This window comes from Blautia parvula (assembly GCF_020215665.1).
In the GTDB taxonomy this organism is placed as follows: Bacteria; Bacillota; Clostridia; order Lachnospirales; family Lachnospiraceae; genus Blautia; species Blautia celeris.
On sequence record NZ_CP084061.1, the window covers coordinates 5,005,785 to 5,022,062 of the forward strand.

General features: G+C 46.0%; 10 protein-coding genes. All 10 read left to right on the plus strand.

The window, feature by feature from the left end; genetic code table 11:
* Positions 1–109 precede the first annotated feature (109 nt).
* The 10 genes from LC508_RS22930 (at position 110) to LC508_RS22975 (ending at position 16,257) form a co-directional block, all read left to right on the plus strand.
* Positions 110–1,048, plus strand: a complete 939-nt coding sequence (locus LC508_RS22930) for a sugar phosphate isomerase/epimerase family protein (protein ID WP_033139132.1) — start codon at positions 110–112, stop codon at positions 1,046–1,048.
* A 60-nt stretch (positions 1,049–1,108) separates the two neighbouring features.
* Positions 1,109–2,509 (plus strand): trimethylamine methyltransferase family protein, encoded by a 1,401-nt coding sequence (locus LC508_RS22935; RefSeq protein ID WP_103732115.1) that lies wholly within the window; start codon positions 1,109–1,111, stop codon positions 2,507–2,509.
* A gap of 207 nt (positions 2,510–2,716) precedes the next feature.
* The gene (locus LC508_RS22940; protein ID WP_118593872.1) at positions 2,717–4,498 is read left to right on the plus strand and encodes a sensor histidine kinase; all 1,782 of its coding nucleotides are present in this window, start codon (positions 2,717–2,719) and stop codon (positions 4,496–4,498) included.
* Positions 4,470–5,216 (plus strand): response regulator transcription factor, encoded by a 747-nt coding sequence (locus tag LC508_RS22945; RefSeq protein ID WP_054350640.1) that lies wholly within the window; start codon positions 4,470–4,472, stop codon positions 5,214–5,216. The genes LC508_RS22940 and LC508_RS22945 overlap by 29 nt, the downstream gene beginning before the upstream one ends.
* Before the next feature lie 214 nt (positions 5,217–5,430).
* Positions 5,431–6,723: a sugar ABC transporter substrate-binding protein gene (locus LC508_RS22950; protein ID WP_033139130.1), complete on the plus strand. Its 1,293-nt coding sequence runs from the start codon at positions 5,431–5,433 to the stop codon at positions 6,721–6,723.
* A gap of 118 nt (positions 6,724–6,841) precedes the next feature.
* On the plus strand, positions 6,842–7,747 hold the full coding sequence (locus LC508_RS22955) for a carbohydrate ABC transporter permease (RefSeq protein ID WP_103732340.1): 906 nt from the start codon (positions 6,842–6,844) through the stop codon (positions 7,745–7,747).
* Positions 7,748–7,749: 2 nt separating this feature from the next.
* Positions 7,750–8,592 (plus strand): carbohydrate ABC transporter permease, encoded by an 843-nt coding sequence (locus tag LC508_RS22960; protein ID WP_033139128.1) that lies wholly within the window; start codon positions 7,750–7,752, stop codon positions 8,590–8,592.
* A gap of 37 nt (positions 8,593–8,629) precedes the next feature.
* Positions 8,630–10,675, plus strand: coding sequence for a glycoside hydrolase family 31 protein (locus LC508_RS22965; RefSeq protein WP_103732341.1), 2,046 nt, complete (start codon positions 8,630–8,632; stop codon positions 10,673–10,675).
* Complete coding sequence (locus tag LC508_RS22970) at positions 10,663–12,612, plus strand: glycoside hydrolase family 127 protein (RefSeq protein ID WP_330425185.1); 1,950 nt, start codon at positions 10,663–10,665, stop codon at positions 12,610–12,612. Before LC508_RS22965 ends, LC508_RS22970 begins: the two co-directional genes overlap by 13 nt.
* Positions 12,613–12,981: 369 nt before the next feature.
* On the plus strand, positions 12,982–16,257 hold the full coding sequence (locus LC508_RS22975; protein WP_118593871.1) for a UvrD-helicase domain-containing protein: 3,276 nt from the start codon (positions 12,982–12,984) through the stop codon (positions 16,255–16,257).
* Positions 16,258–16,278 lie beyond the last annotated feature (21 nt).

Consider the following 16,278-nt stretch of genomic DNA (forward strand, 5'->3'; position numbering starts at 1 on the left):
GCAGAAACGGAGGTGTATGTCAAAAAAAGTGAACTTGTTTGCAATAATGTGGTTTAATAAGAAAATGTTTTGACAGATTCAGAACAAAGAATAAAAGGAGAGTGGAAATATGACTGACAGGAACAGACCTTTAAGACTGGGAATGCATACCTATACGCTTCATTTCTTCGGTCTGGGAGAAAGCTGGGGATTTGGAAAGGATTATTATTTTGAGCAGACAATGTCTCTGTATGAACTGATGGATAAAGCAGTGAAATGGGAACTGGACGGGCTTCAGATCACAAAAGTGGACCTTTTGACAACTGCTGAAAAAGACCCATTTGGAACTGAGAATCTGAAAAAGGTGGCGCAGGCAGCCAAAGAGCACGGGCTGTTTTTGGAATTTAATTCATCCTTTCAGGCAGGGAGTGATTCCCGAGTGAACTGTACGGCAGAGGAAGCTCTTCGGATAGGGCATGATCTTGACGCAGAGCTGGTAAAATTCAGTCTTGATATTATACGGCCAAGAGAACTTTACGGCTCCTGTATGCACCCGGATGTTATGCGCCAGATGGCTGACCGGTACGATGAATTTAAAAGGACTATTCCCTTGATCGAAGAGTTCGGTATGCAGATCGCAATTGAAAATCATACGGATACCTTTGCAGACGAGATTCTATGGATCGTGGATAAGCTGAACCATCCGCTTATAGGTACCTGTGTAGATACCATGAATCCGCTCCAGGTTATAGAAAACCCGTATTATGCCATGGAACGTATGCTGCCCAAGGCATACTGCTGCCATTTCAGTGATGATATTATTGTCGTGGACCCATTGGGTGTACATGATATCGGAGCTGCGCACGGACAGGGCTCCATGGATTGTCCGAAGATGGTTTCCCAGATACGGGAGAAGTCACCAATGGATAAGATTATCTTTGAAAATGAGATTGCATTCAGGAGTATGGAGGAACCCATCGAGGAGGCCAGGGCAAGGGAACTGCAGGCCTGTGAGGAAAGCGTTCGGTACCTTCGGGATGTATTAAAACTGGGCGTAAGAAACAGATAAACATTCAATATAAAATATGGCGGGACAGAAGTTGTCCGTCAAAATTCAGGAGGAAATTATATGTCAAGAGAGCAGATGATACATGATGCGGCTATGGAAATTATGCGTGATGTGGGTGTGAGGATTCACAATCCGAAGGCAGTTGAAATCTTCAGGAAAAACGGAATCAGGGTGGAAGATAATACGGTATATTTTACAGAAGAACAGGTTATGCACTGGGTTAAAATGGCTCCGGAATCATTCACTCTTTATGCAAGAAATCCCAAATACAACATGACAGTAGGCGGGAATCATATCAATCCGGCTCCCACATACGGATGTGCATTTATTGATGACTGGAGCGGCCAGCGCCGCAGAGGAACCATGGAGGACTATATCAAATGCTTAAAACTTGTCCAGGCAGAGGAGAGTTATTCCATTAACGGCGGTATTATGATCCAGCCCAGTGATGTGCAGGAGGAGACTGCAGCAATAGAAATGTTTTATGCAACGCTTATGTATTCTGACAAAGCGATCATGCTGCCCACTGGTTTTAAAAACGAGATGGAGCTCATATTTGAGGCAGCCTGTGAACTCTTTGGAAGCAAAGAAAACATGGTTGAAAAACCGGGAATGATCGCGCTGATCAACACCGTATCTCCTCTGTCTCTGGATGAGAGAATGCTGGACTGCCTGATGCTGTTGGCGGAGTACGGACAGCCTGCCATTCTCTGCCCTGCCACAATGCTGGGCGCAACAGGATCACTCTCCATGGCGGGGACTCTTGCCAGCGGAACAGCGGAAAATCTTGCCGGCATTGCCCTTGCGCAGATGATTCGTCCCGGCACACCGGTGGTCTTTGGAATCCAGTCGACAGCCGCGGACATGAGAGGCGGTATTACCTTTGCCTGTGCAGCTCCGGAGGGAACTCTTATGCAGGGGTTCGGAGCAAATATGGCCAGATTTTACGGGCTGCCGTCCAGAGGCGGCGGATGCCAGACCGATGCCCCGGTTATCAACTGTCAGGCCGGATATGAATCCATGCTGACGTTTGTTTCCGCTTATCGCCACGGTATCAATCTGGTTATGGAGGCAGGTGGTGTTATGGACAGTGTCAACGCCACTTCCTTTGAAAAAATGGTGATTGATTTTGAGATAATCCGCCAGGTCAAAGCCTCCTTTGCACCTATTGAGGTGAATGAGGAGACGCTGAATCTCGAAGAGATCAAGGAGATCGGGCATGACGGCAGCTTTGTGACTTCAGATTATACGCTGGAAAACTACAGGGATCTGTACTCCCCCCGCATCGGAGAGCGCAATGCCAAGAACGCGGATTACTTTAAGGAGAGCATTGACAAAGAGATTGCCAGACTGCTGAAAACTTATGACGACAGCCGTCCGGAGGCAGACGCGGAGACTATGGATAGAGTGAGAGCAGTGCTGGAGAAGTCGGGGATAGATATGAGTTATTTTAAGAAATGACACCAGGCTGTACTGGACTTAAAAGTTTCAGTATGCTTAATTTAAGAGAATGGAATATATAGGAAAAGTGGCATAAACACTGGGTTTATGTCATTTTTCTTTTTACCATGGAAACTATATTAAATATCTTGCCCTTCTCGGCATAAATGTCTATAATATTCATCAAAGCCCCCCAAAACACTACAAAATACAAAGGAAATCAACAAAATGCCCATACAAAAAAAGTTCCATAAAATATCCTGGACAAGACGTATGATCATAGCCCTGATCGTTGCCACCGTCATGCCTGCAGTCATTATTTCCTCTATAATTTTTAATGTGGCGGCAAAGAATCTTGAAAAACAGGCCTACGAGCTGACTGATTATAAGATCACCCAGCGTGTCCGTTTTCTTGAACTGGACCTGCGGCAGGTGTTTGATCTGATTTACCAGACAGTAGTGGACCCTGCGGTGGCAGGAGCCATGGACAGCCTCAACCGTGGCAGAGAGCCGGTGGAGAGCAAAACAACCCTGCGCAGTAAGTTCATATCCTATGGCCAGATGCTGGAGGCAGTCCAGAGTATGACATACATAGATAACCAGGGAGAAAACTACTATACCTACGAGAAATTCAACAGTGTCTATGACAATAATATGTGGTCTGACAAAAAGCGGCGTCTGGGACTGTGCAGTCAGACAAGAGAATCGGAATCAGCCGTATTTTTGCCCACAATCCAGGAAGAACTTGCCGGGGGCAGGCAGATCGATCTGTTTTATATAGCCATACCTGTTCAGGATTATGTTGCTGACAGTAATGTGGGAGTGCTTGTCATGGGAATCGGCATGGAATTTTTTCAGAACCTGGATACCGGCGATGATGAAGAGTCCCAGTGGAACGATATGGTGGAAGTTATAGACCCCCGGGGAAGAATCATATATTCCCAGGAGAAAGACAGAATAGGAAAAATATCGGAAGGCATTGATAAATCGGACAAGAACCAGTTGATAAAGGAAAATCAGATTGAAAAATCAAACTGGACACTGCGGTCTTATGTAAACCTTAAAGAAATAAAACAAAATCTATACGGTTTCCGGCAGGTGACTATATTGATTGGTATTATTTTCATTGTACCGTTTGTCGCAGTGGTCTGGGCACTGAGCAAATACTTTACAAGGAATCTCAGCATGCTCTCCATGAACCTGAAGAAAATAGGGGAAGGGCAGGTGGGGATGCAGCTTGATGCCACCATTGAAGATGAGTTTTATCCCGTCATACAGCAATTTAACCAGATGTCAAAAAGTATTGAACGCCTGATAAAGCGGCTGAAACGGGAGCGCGCCCAGACAGAGGAGGCGGTGACGAGGCAGAAACAGGCAGAACTTCGCGCCCTGGAATCCCAGATCAACCCACATTTTCTCTATAATACCCTGGACAGTATTAACTGGAGGGCAATTGAAAATGAGGAATATGAAATCAGTGAGATGATTTCCTGCCTTGCGGACCTGCTCAGATACAGTATTACGGATATAGACGGGATGGTGCAGGTGAGAGAAGAAAAACAATGGCTGAACAAGTATCTTTTTCTGCAGCAGAAACGTTTTTCGGATAAATTCACCTTTATCATCCATATACCTGAGGAGGCGGAAGATATCCTGATACATAAAATGCTGCTGCAGCCTATTATTGAAAATTGTGTGGTGCATGGCATTAATGAAATGAAAAAAGATGGAAAGATCACAGTTGAAGCAACCATGGAGGAGGGGAATCGGCTGCGGTTTGTTATTAAGGATAATGGAAAGGGAATAGGGGAAACGACGCTGGCAAGGCTTAACCGTAAGGACAGCAGAGGGGATATCGGCACGGATAATGTACGGGCAAGGCTGGAGAGCTATTACGGGGGAGATGCGTTCATACGTTACTATAGTTCAGAGACGTCAGGAACAGTGGTAACTGTGGAAATACCTTATGGAGATGAAGTATATGCTAAAAGTAGTGATTGTGGAGGATGAATATATGGCCCAGACAGGACTGGGGCATCTGATTGAGAAGATCAATCCGGAATATCATATTGCAGGTTATGCAGATAACGGCTGTGACGGAATGGTCCTGGTTAAAGAGGTGAAACCTGACATCGTTATCACGGATATTAAGATGCCCAGGATGAATGGACTGGAAATGATTGAAAGCCTGAGGAAGATTCATATGGACTGTCTGTTCGTGATCCTGAGCGGTTATGCAGAATTTTCCTATGCGCAGCAGGGCATTTCTCTGGGTGTGACGGATTATCTGTTGAAGCCGGTGACTGTGCAGAAGATCAAAGATTTGATGGAGCGGCTGGAGAAAAAACTGAAGCCTGCCTGCCAGGAGACAAAAAAGGAGGAGGCGATTTATTCTCTTCTTGTCACAAAGGTGATCGGATATATACATGAACACTATCAGGATAAACTGACACTGGATGATCTGGCAGAGAAGTATAAGGTAACGCCTGAATATTTGAGCCGTATGTTTTCCAGGGAGGTTGGCCGTCCTTTTGTCAATTATCTGAAAGAGTACAGGATTGGCAAGGCCAAGGAAATGCTGCAGAAGGGAAACAGGAAAATTTATGAGATTGCTTTTGAAGCGGGATATTCGGATGTGAAATATTTCTGCAGGGTATTTAAAGAGGTTACGGGCGTATCCCCGAAAAAATATCTTCAGTATGGTGAAAACGGAGACAAAACAGAATAATTTGAAATTGGATAAAATGACCGGATATACATGGTAGGACGTGTATATTTGGTCATTTTTTTGTGCAAAAGAATCCACTTTTGTTAAAATCGTATAATTTTGCCTGAAAATGAAAACTGATATAATAAAATCATCTTAAAGAGAGCAGTAAAAATACCGGTATTTCAAAAAGTCAACAAGTTGTAACAAAAATACAGATTATTGGAGGAAAGAAATGAAAAAAAGATTTTTGGCGATGGCACTGACAGGAATAATGACGGCAGGTCTGCTGGCAGGCTGCGGAAGTTCAGGTGATACCCAGGCGGACACAGCAAAAGACGCAAAGGATGAAAAAACAGCAGATACAGGAAAAGATTCTGATGGTGGGGGAAAAACGGAGGTTGTACTGTGGCATAGTATGGTATCTCCTGAGGTAGAGCCGTTCCAGGAGATGATAGATAATTTTAATGCACAGAGCGAAAAGGCAACTGTTGTGACAGAATGGGTTGCCAGGGATGAGCAGACAAAGCAGCTCACGATCGGCAATATGGCAGGTGAACTGCCGGATATGGTATTTGTGGACAACCCGGAAGTGATCAATTATGGAGAGATGGGGGTATTCCAGGATATCAAGAAACAGTTTGACGGATGGGATGAAAACCAGTTCCTGGACAGTATCACAAACTCCTGTGTATATGAAGGCAAAATGTACGGTGTTCCTTATATCGGTAATAATCTTGCCCTGTTTTATGATAAGGATATGCTGGCTGCCGCAGGCGTGGAAGCGCCGACTACCTGGGATGAACTGGTGGATGCAGCCCAAAAGACTACAAAAGATGGTGTCTACGGCCTGGGATTTTCAGCGATCAAAAATGCGGAGTGTACATTCCAGTTTATGCCGTTCCTCTGGTCAGCAGAGGGGGACTGGACGGATATGGGATCGGATGACAGCATAAAGGCCATGACTTATTACTCTGATTTCGTGAAAAACGGATTGGCCAATAAAGAAGTTTTAAACTGGTCACAGGCTGACGTGTGCAAACAATTTGCCTCCGGCAACTGTGCAATGATGGTAAACGGATCCTGGAACGTGGGGACACTCAGAAATGATGCGCCGGATAAGAACTGGGGAGTTGTACCCATTCCGCAGGACAAAGTACCTGCATCCTGTCTGGGAGGTGAAGCTCTTTGTATCACAAAAAATGCCGATGCTGACGCCTGCTTTGAGTTTATTGAATATCTTTGCGGAAAGGAAATTTCTGCTCCGTACGCAAAGAGCGTAGCAAAATTCTCTCCCCGTTCTGATGTGGATATTGATAAAGAGTTTGCAGATGATCCGGAGATGAAGGTATTTGCTGAACAGATGGAAAATACAAAACCACGCGGGCCCTATCCAAAATGGACAGAGGTGGACAATGTTATCATTGAAGCCTGCCAGAGTGCGCTGACAGAGGCAAAGACGCCGGAACAGGCATGCAAGGATGCCGCCGCAGCGATTGCGGATATTGAGGAATCGTTAAAAAAATAAAATGTTGCATTTGCCGGTAACAGGCAACTGACATTACCAGGAGTCTGCCGGGTTTTTCGGTCTTAAGAAATCCCGGCAGACTTTTTGACTCTAAATACCCTGAAAAGGAGCGGACATTATGGGCAGTAAATATTCCAGAAACAGCAGGCGGGAAATACGAAACGGATATGCATATATTATGCCGGCACTGATTTTCATGGTCGCCATGATCGGATTTCCCATTCTGTATAATTTTTATATCAGTTTTTTTGACATGACAGCACAAAGCGTAGGCATGGGCCATGCGGAATTCATCGGACTTAAGAACTATGAGGCGATTTTCAGTGACCCGACCATGTGGAAGGCTATTAAAAATACATTTTTCTATACGATTTTTTGTATTGTATTTCAGTTTATAATCGGATTTGCTTTTGCAATGTTTTTCAGCAAAAAATTTAAGGCCGCAAGGTATCTGAAGGGCCTTATGGTAATCAGCTATATGCTTCCCATGACAGTGGTAGGACTTATGTTTAAGTTCATGCTGAGCCCTACAAACGGTGTTATCAATGATATTCTTATGAATCTGCATCTTGTGAAAGCGCCCGTGGAATGGCTGCTGAACGAGAGAACAGTTATTTGGGGGCTTATCATAGCCAATACCTGGGTGGGAATTCCTTTTAATATGCTTCTGTTATCAACCGGTCTTGACAATGTTCCCCAGGACGTCTACGAGAGTGCATCTATTGACGGGGCAAATTCCGTACAGAGGTTTTTCTATATTACTGTGCCCATGATCAAGCAGTCTATTCTTTCTGTTTTGATATTGGGATTTGTATATACGTTTAAAGTCTTTGATTTGGTCTATGTAACTACAGGAGGTGGGCCGGTGGATGCCTCAGAGGTTCTTTCTACTTACTCGTACCGTCTTTCCTTTAAGACTTATTATTTCGGACAGGGGGCGGCTGTGGCAAATGTACTGTTCCTCTGTCTGTTTGTGGTGGCATTGGTATATTTGAAATTGATCGGAAAAGATGAGGTGAGTTGACTATGATGAAGCAGCGGACAAAAAATATAATCGATACCATAATAGCAGTTGTAATAGCGGCAATATTTCTTTTTCCAATGTATTGGATCATTATCAGTTCCCTGAAATCCGATACTGAGATTTTTGCGCAGGTGCAGACATGGTTTCCAAGGGAGATCCATTGGGAGAATTACATAGACCAGTTCCAGAATAAATCCAATACAGCTAACATTTTCGTCCAGTTTAAGAATAGCTGGATCATAGCTATAGGTTCCATGGTTCTCTCACTTGTCCTGTCTATTCCCGCCGGATATGGACTGTCAAGATTTAAGATTCCGGGGAAGAAACCGATTCTGATGATCTTTCTGACAACACAGATGCTCCCCTGTTCCCTGGTGCTGACGCCTCTGTTCCTGATCTATAACAAAGCGGGACTTTTGAATACATATCTTGCGCCTATCCTGGCTACAGCTACAATATCCATTCCATTTGTGATCATGGTGCTCAGGCCTATTTTCATGGAATGCCCCAAGGAGATAGAGGAGGCGGCAAGAATTGACGGGTGTAATTACTTTACGGCATTTCTCAGAGTTACACTGCCGATATGTAAGAGCGGTATCATAACGGCTGCGGCATTTTCTTTTATTTTTGCATGGAATGATTTGGTGTATTCCATAACCTTTAACAACAAAGGCGATCTGCTTCCCATGACATCCGGGATCTATCAGTTTCTCGATGCATACGGAACAAAATGGAATATGATCATGGCATATGGTGTGATCATTGTGCTGCCAATCGTGGTGTTGTTTGTATGCCTGCAGAAGTATATTGTGGGCGGACTCGTGGGCGGTGCCGTGAAGGGCTGATCGTTCAGGTGATTTTTGGAAAGGAGAGACACATCGGATGAAAGGTATTGTAAAAGGTGAACAGGAGCGCTTAAGCTGGCGGTATGATGATGAACTGCTGTACATTGAGGCATGGGGCAGGGACAGCCTGCGGGTCAGAAGTACACATTTGGAGAAAATGCCGGAAAAGGACTGGGCTTTGGAACCACAGGGTGAAGTGAAGCCCATCATTAAAATCTCAGAGGATTCTGCCAGTATAACAAATGGTAAAATATGCGCAAGAATCAATACATACGGTTATATTACTTTCTATAATGAGAAGAACGAGGAAATTCTGAAGGAACGCTGGGAAACCAGGGAGGTTCCGGTGGATATGATGGCTACGGAGAATTATGCACGCGTCCTGAAAGAGTGGGGCGGCACCGTACCGAAGGCGGTTATGACTTTTGAGTCAAATAAGAACGAAAAAATTTACGGCATGGGCCAATATCAGATGGAATATCTGGACTTAAAGGGATGTGAGCTTGAACTCTGCCATAAAAATTCTCAGACAAGTATTCCTTTTTACATTTCAAATAAAGAGTATGGCTTTTTATGGAACAATCCGGCAGTGGGATCTGTTAATTTCGCGAAGAACCTGACACGATGGACAGCAGAGGCGTCCTGCGTAATTGATTATTGGATTACGGCAGGGGAGACACCAGCCGAAATTTTGGAAAATTATACGGCAGTTTCAGGGCGGCCGGGGGAATTTCCGAAGTGGGCGTCCGGCTTCTGGCAGAGTAAGCTGCGGTATCACAACCAGGAGGAGGTACTTGAAACTGCCAGGGAATATAAGAGAAGAGGACTTCCCTTATCTGTGATAGTTATAGATTTTTTTCACTGGAAACATCAGGGGGACTGGTCATTTGACCCGGAATATTTTCCTGATCCACAAGCTATGGTGGATGAGCTGAAAGAGATGGGCGTTGAACTCATGGTATCTGTATGGCCTACAGTGGAGCCGTACAGTGAGAATTATGCCAGGCTGAAACAATTGGGATTTTTGACCAGGGCGGACCGGGGGGTGAGGACACAGTATCATTGTCTGGGCGCTCAGGTATTTTTTGATCCAACAACACAGGGAGCAAGGGAGTTTTTATATGAAAAGCTGAAAGAGAACTATGGGAAATACGGTATCCGCATTTTCTGGCTGGATGAGGCAGAACCGGAATATCAGCAGTTTGATTATGATATTTACCGTTACCAGGCTGGCTCTGCCAGAGAAATCGGCGGCATATATCCGCTTTGTTACAGTCAGGCCATCTATGACGGAATGAAAAAAGACGGGATTGAAGACCCCATGAATCTTACTCGAAGTGCATGGGCAGGCAGTCAGAAATTCGGGACACTTTTGTGGTCCGGTGATATATATTCCAGTTTCCGTTCCTTCCGTATGCAGATTCGGGCGGGGTTAAATGCCGGTATGGCCGGAATTGCATGGTGGACAAGTGATATCGGCGGTTTCTGGGGCGGAGATCCGGAGAGTGAAGAATTCCGTGAACTTCTTGTCAGATGGTTCCAGTTTGGCGTGTTCAGTCCAATATGCCGGCTTCACGGTCATCGCCGCCCCTCAGGAACCCTGCCGGAAGTTGTGGACAGCGGGATGTTCGACTTTAATACCTGCGGACCAAATGAGGTATGGAGTTACGGGGAGAAAAATTATGGGATTCTAAAAGAGCTGTTGATGCTGCGGGAGAGAATGCGTCCCTATGTGGAGGAAACAGCAGCCGAGGCCTCCGAAACAGGACTGCCCATGCTCAGAACCCTGTTCTTTAACTATCCGGAAGATGAAAACTGCTGGGAGACTGAAGATGAAATTATGTTGGGAAGGGATCTTCTGGCAGCACCGGTCACGTATCCGGGGATGACTTCCAGAGAAGTATATCTGCCAAACGGAGACAGATGGATCGATTATTATAATGGGAAAGTGTATGAAGGCGGGCAGACATTGATGTACCCTACACCTCTGGAAGTGATACCGTTTTTTATCAGAGAGGGATCCGGGCAGTATGAGAAAATCAGGGGACAGGCAGAGGGAGGCTTATGCGGATGGAAAAATTAGATTCGCCAAAGCTGTCAGATGTGAAGATAGAGGACAGATTTTGGAGCAGATATATTATACTGGTGCGGGAGAAGATGCTTCCGTATCAATGGGAAGTATTGAATGACAGGGTAAACGATGCGGCGAAAAGCCACTGTATTGAGAACTTTAAAATTGCAGCAAAGGAGAGTACAGGAAAGTATTACGGAATGGTTTTCCAGGATACGGATGTGGCAAAATGGCTGGAAGCCCTGGCCTACAGCCTGGAAGGGGAGAAGAACGGCGAACTGGAAAAAGAGGCTGATGAAGTTATAGATTTGATCGGAAGGGCCCAGCAGCAGGACGGATATCTGGACACATATTATACCATTCAGGAGCCTTTGGGAAGATGGAGCAATTTAAGGGAAGGACATGAATTATATACTGCCGGGCATATGATCGAGGCTGCAGCGGCATATTATCAGGCTACGGGGAAGGACAGTTTTTTAAAGATCGTATGCAGACTGGCAGACTGTATCTGTGATACCTTTGGCCCGGATGAAGGAAAGATCCACGGATGTCCCGGGCATCCTGAGATCGAGCTGGCACTTGTTAAGCTTTACCGTCTGACAAAAGATGAAAAGTATCTGAATATGGCAAAGTATTTCCTGGATATCAGGGGCAGTCAGAGTCCCAGCCACTTTGAGGAAGAGCAGAAGATGGACGGGTTCCATCACATTTTTCCTGAGTTTGAGCATCTGGGATATAATAATATACAGGCGCATAAGCCGATACGGAAGCAGAAGAAGGCGGACGGACATGCGGTCAGGGCTTTATATTTGTATTCAGCTATGGCTGATGTGGGATACGAATGCAGAGATGAGTCTTTATTGGATGCCTGCAGAATACTATTTGATAATATTACCGGCGCGCAGATGTTTATCACCGGCAGTGTAGGGGCAGCGGCTGACGGGGAATGTTTTACCTGTGATTATGACCTTCCTAACAATTATAACTATTCGGAGACGTGTGCTTCTGTAGCGCTTGCCATGTTCTCACTGAGAATGTTCCAGGTAGAGAGAGACGGAAAATACATGGATATCGCCGAGAGGGCGCTTTATAATACAGTTCTTGGCGGTATGTCGTTAAACGGGACAGAATTTTTTTACGTGAATCCTCTGGAAGTGGTACCGGAACAGTTAAAGGCAAACAGAACCCTTCATCATGTACTTCCCTCCCGGAGAAAGTGGCTTGGTGTTGCCTGCTGCCCTCCGAATATTGCCCGCACACTTACCGGCCTTGGGAATTATATTTATTCTGAAAATGAGGATACTCTGTTTGTCAATCTTTTTATCGCCGGAAAGTGCTCAGTAAAATTAAAGGAAGGCACCATATCTGTGTCTGTCCAGACAGATTATCCCTATGACGGCAAGGTGAAAATAACAGTGGAAAACCATGAAGGAATTCCGTTTTCCCTGGCAGTACGCGAGCCTGGATGGACAAAAGTAGAGCAGATGATCAGTAAGAGCGGAAAAGAAGTTTCAGTCAGACGGGAGAAGGGATATCTGTATACTGAAAAAACAGTTTGGGAGAGCCAAGCAGAGTTTATTTTTGAGATACCTTTAAAACCTGTCCTGATGTGTGCCCATCCCCGCGTTGCTTCGGATGCAGGGAAGGCAGCAATCGTACGGGGACCGTTGGTGTATTGTCTGGAGGAAGCCGATAACGGAAAAAATCTGGGAGCTGTCGTACTGGATGCCGGCGGCAGTATAGAACCGGTATTTCAGGAGGATTTACTGGGAGGGACTACCGCTGTTTTAGCGGATGCCTGGCGTGTTAGTGAAAAGGGATGGGAAGGGAAATTATATCAGCCTGTGACGGAGCGATTGGAGAAATGCAGGGTTAAGGCTGTGCCGTACTGTATGTGGAATAACAGGGGGGAGGGGGAAATGCGTGTGTGGCTGCGGGTACGTGAGTGACAAACCTGAAAGCCGGATGTGAGTATGTGCATTGAAAAAAGGATGGCGGACACCTATAGGGTATCTGTCATCTTTTTGTTACTGTTCACGGCCAATGTTCCGGGAGGTGTTTTCCCCAAGGGGATGCTGCGCGATGCGAAGCAAAATCCCGAGGCAGCCAGCGCGATATGGAGCGGAATGCTCCATATCTGTGCATCGCGAAGCGTGTTGCTGGGCACGCAGTGAACAGTAACATCCTTTTTACATCCATGAATAATAAGAAAAGGATATTATTGAAAGTTGAAAATTCAACTGATAAAATGTTATACTAATTGATACATGATAATCGTTATGACTTTTCAACATCAAAAAGGATAAGGTGATAAAAAAATGTACATCGCAGATTTACACATCCATTCCCGCTATTCCCGCGCCACCAGCAGGGACTGCACACCGGAATATCTGGATCTCTGGACGCGCAGAAAGGGGATTCAGATAGTCGGCACAGGTGACTTCACACATCCTGCCTGGAGGGAGGAACTTCAGGAAAAGCTGGAACCGGCGGAGGATGGGCTGTATGTGCTGAAGGAAGAATATAGAATACAGGATTCCACAGCGGCCGCAGCTATGCAGCCGCGTTTTGTCATTACAGGGGAAATCAGCTCCATTTATAAGAAAAAGGATAAAGTCCGTAAAGTACACAGTCTGATTCTCCTGCCGGGACTGGAGGAGGCGGAAATTATATCCAAAAAGCTGGAAAGCATCGGCAATATCCATTCCGACGGACGTCCCATATTGGGATTAGACTGCAGGGACCTGCTGGAAATACTGTTGGAGCTGTGTCCCAATGCCGTCTATGTGCCGGCGCATATCTGGACACCTCATTTTTCTTTATTCGGGGCTTTTTCCGGTTTCGATACAGTGGAGGAATGCTTTGATGATTTATCACCATACATTCGGGCCATGGAGACAGGACTTTCCTCAGATCCGCCTATGAACTGGAGGATATCTGCCCTTGATAAATACCAGCTTATATCAAATTCCGACGCGCATTCTCCTGCAAAGCTGGGCAGGGAGGCCAATCTGCTGGACATAGAACTTTCCTATGAGGGGTTAAAAAATGCCATTCAGGAAGGAATCGGATTGGCAGGAACCATAGAGTTTTTCCCGGAAGAAGGAAAATATCACTTTGACGGACACAGAAAATGCCATCTCTGTTTAAGTCCGGCGGAGGCTGAGAAATACAACGGTAAATGCCCTGTCTGTGGAAGGAAACTCACGATCGGAGTGTCTCACAGAGTGGAACAGTTAGCTGACCGCCCGGAAGGCTTTCTAAGAGCCGATGCGAAAGCCTTTGAAAGCCTTGTACCGCTGCCGGAAGTTATCGGCGCTTCTGTGGGCTATTCCTCGGCAAGCAGAAAAGTTGTAAGACAGTATGAGGAAATGCTCCGGAAACTGGGACCTGAATTTGAAATACTGCGGGTAATGCCGCTGGAGGAGATCAGAAACGTTTCCGGGCATTTGATCACTGAGGGAATCCAGAGGCTGCGGGAAGGAAAAGTGGAGAGAGTCCCCGGTTTTGACGGAGAGTATGGCACCATAAAATTATTTGAGCAGACAGAAATAGAAAACCTGGATGGACAGTTGAGCCTTTTTGACAACACGGGCAGCATCCAGAATACGAATAAAATATCAGGCAATACAGGAACTGTACAGAGAAATAGACAGCTAGATGATGTACAGGAAAACCCCCTTCCCCCTCTACCTGCCCCGCAGGCTCTGAACCCCAGGCAGCAGCAGGCCGTCCAGTCCATAGAACGGGCAGTGGCAGTCATAGCAGGTCCGGGTACCGGGAAGACTAAGACACTCATATCCCGCATCCTCTATCTTCTGGAAACCAGAAAGGTAAAGCCCTCGGAGATAACCGCAGTAACGTTCACGAATAAAGCTGCCGCCGAGATGCAGGAACGACTGAAGCAGCAGCTGGGAAAAGGCAGATCAGCCAGGCTGATCCAGGTAGGAACCTTCCACTCCATCTGCCTTGATCTGCTGAAAAAACAAGGTATGCAGTTTACCCTTGCCGACGAGACGGAAACCCTGGATATCGCTGCAGATATAGTAAAGAGCAGGAATCTGGGAATAAAGCCCAGACAGTTCCTCCAGAAAGTATCCCGGATCAAAACAAACAGTGATGTGTTCTCAGACCTTTCAGACGACAGGAGTGAAGAGAAAGCTCCGTCAGACCATACACCGTTCACCGCCCTTGGCATAACAGAATCCGAATATGCCGCGTACATTGAATATTGTCAGATATTAAGATCCCTGCATATCCTTGACTTTGACGACCTGCTTACGGAAACTCTGAACCTCATAAAATCTGATCCAACCATTCCGGCACAGTGTTTCAGTTACCTACACGTGGACGAATTTCAGGATATCAGCCCAATCCAGTACCGGCTGATCATAGAGTGGACAAAGCAGGGCAGAGAGCTTTTTGTCATCGGTGATCCGGATCAGTCTATTTACGGCTTCCGCGGCTCGGATGACAAATGTTTTGAACATTTAAAAAATGATTTTACAGACCTGAGCATCATCCGCCTGACCGAAAATTACCGCTCAACACCTCAGGTGATATCCGGCGCGGTCAAGGTTATTTCCCAAAATCCCGGCATGGAGAGGGTTATCCATCCCAATCGGCCGGACAGCACACCTATCCGCCTCGTTACAGCCGGAAGTGAGATGGGGGAGGCTGTCTTTACCGCCAAAGAGATCAACCGCCTGATCGGCGGAATTGATATGCTGGATGTGCAGCAAACACAGGAAACGCAGAAAATGCATACAGAGCATAAGACAAGAAGCTTTGCCGATATTGCAGTTTTGTACCGAACACACCGCCAGGCTGAACTTTTAGAAAAATGTCTGCAGAGGGAAGGCATTCCATATGTGATCGCCGGACGCGAGGATTTTCTTGCGGAAAAGACCGTCCGGGGATGTCTCTGTTTTTTCCGCTGTCTGACAGATCAGACAGACACAGTGAACAGAGATATTTGCCTGAAATTACTGTGGGACCTGGAACCCAACCAGATAAGCGGCAGTATTTTTGAAACCATGCAGGAAAAATATATTTCATTCCTGAAAAAAGGAAAACCCCAGAAAGTCCTGGCACAATGGATAGAAGATATGAATCTTACAGATGATATAGCTGTAAATAAGCTTCTCGGAATGGCCGTATTCTATAAATCCATGCAGGAATTCATGGATGCCGTCAGTCTTGGCGTGGAAAGTGATCTGAAACGCTGCGGCGGCAGGCAGTATACAGCCGACTGTGTCACACTTATGACACTCCACGGCTCAAAAGGCCTGGAATTTCCGGTGACGATCATCTATGGCGTCAGAAAAGGCGCTATACCCTTTGAGAGGGAATCCCATCCAAAGAAAGAAAACAGCTCTGGTATCGGGGAGACTTTCATCACGGACATAGAGGAAGAACGCCGGCTCTTCTACGTGGGAATGACCAGAGCAAAAGAGGAACTGATACTCACCACGTCCGGTGATCCCTCTGTCTTTCTGGAGGATCTGCCGGAGGAATCGCTGCTCAGGGAAAGCGCTGATAAAAGAAAGCAAAACGACGGGGGAGAGCAGTTAAACCTTTTCGACTTCCTGTAAAAGAAGCAGACTGAGAGGAAA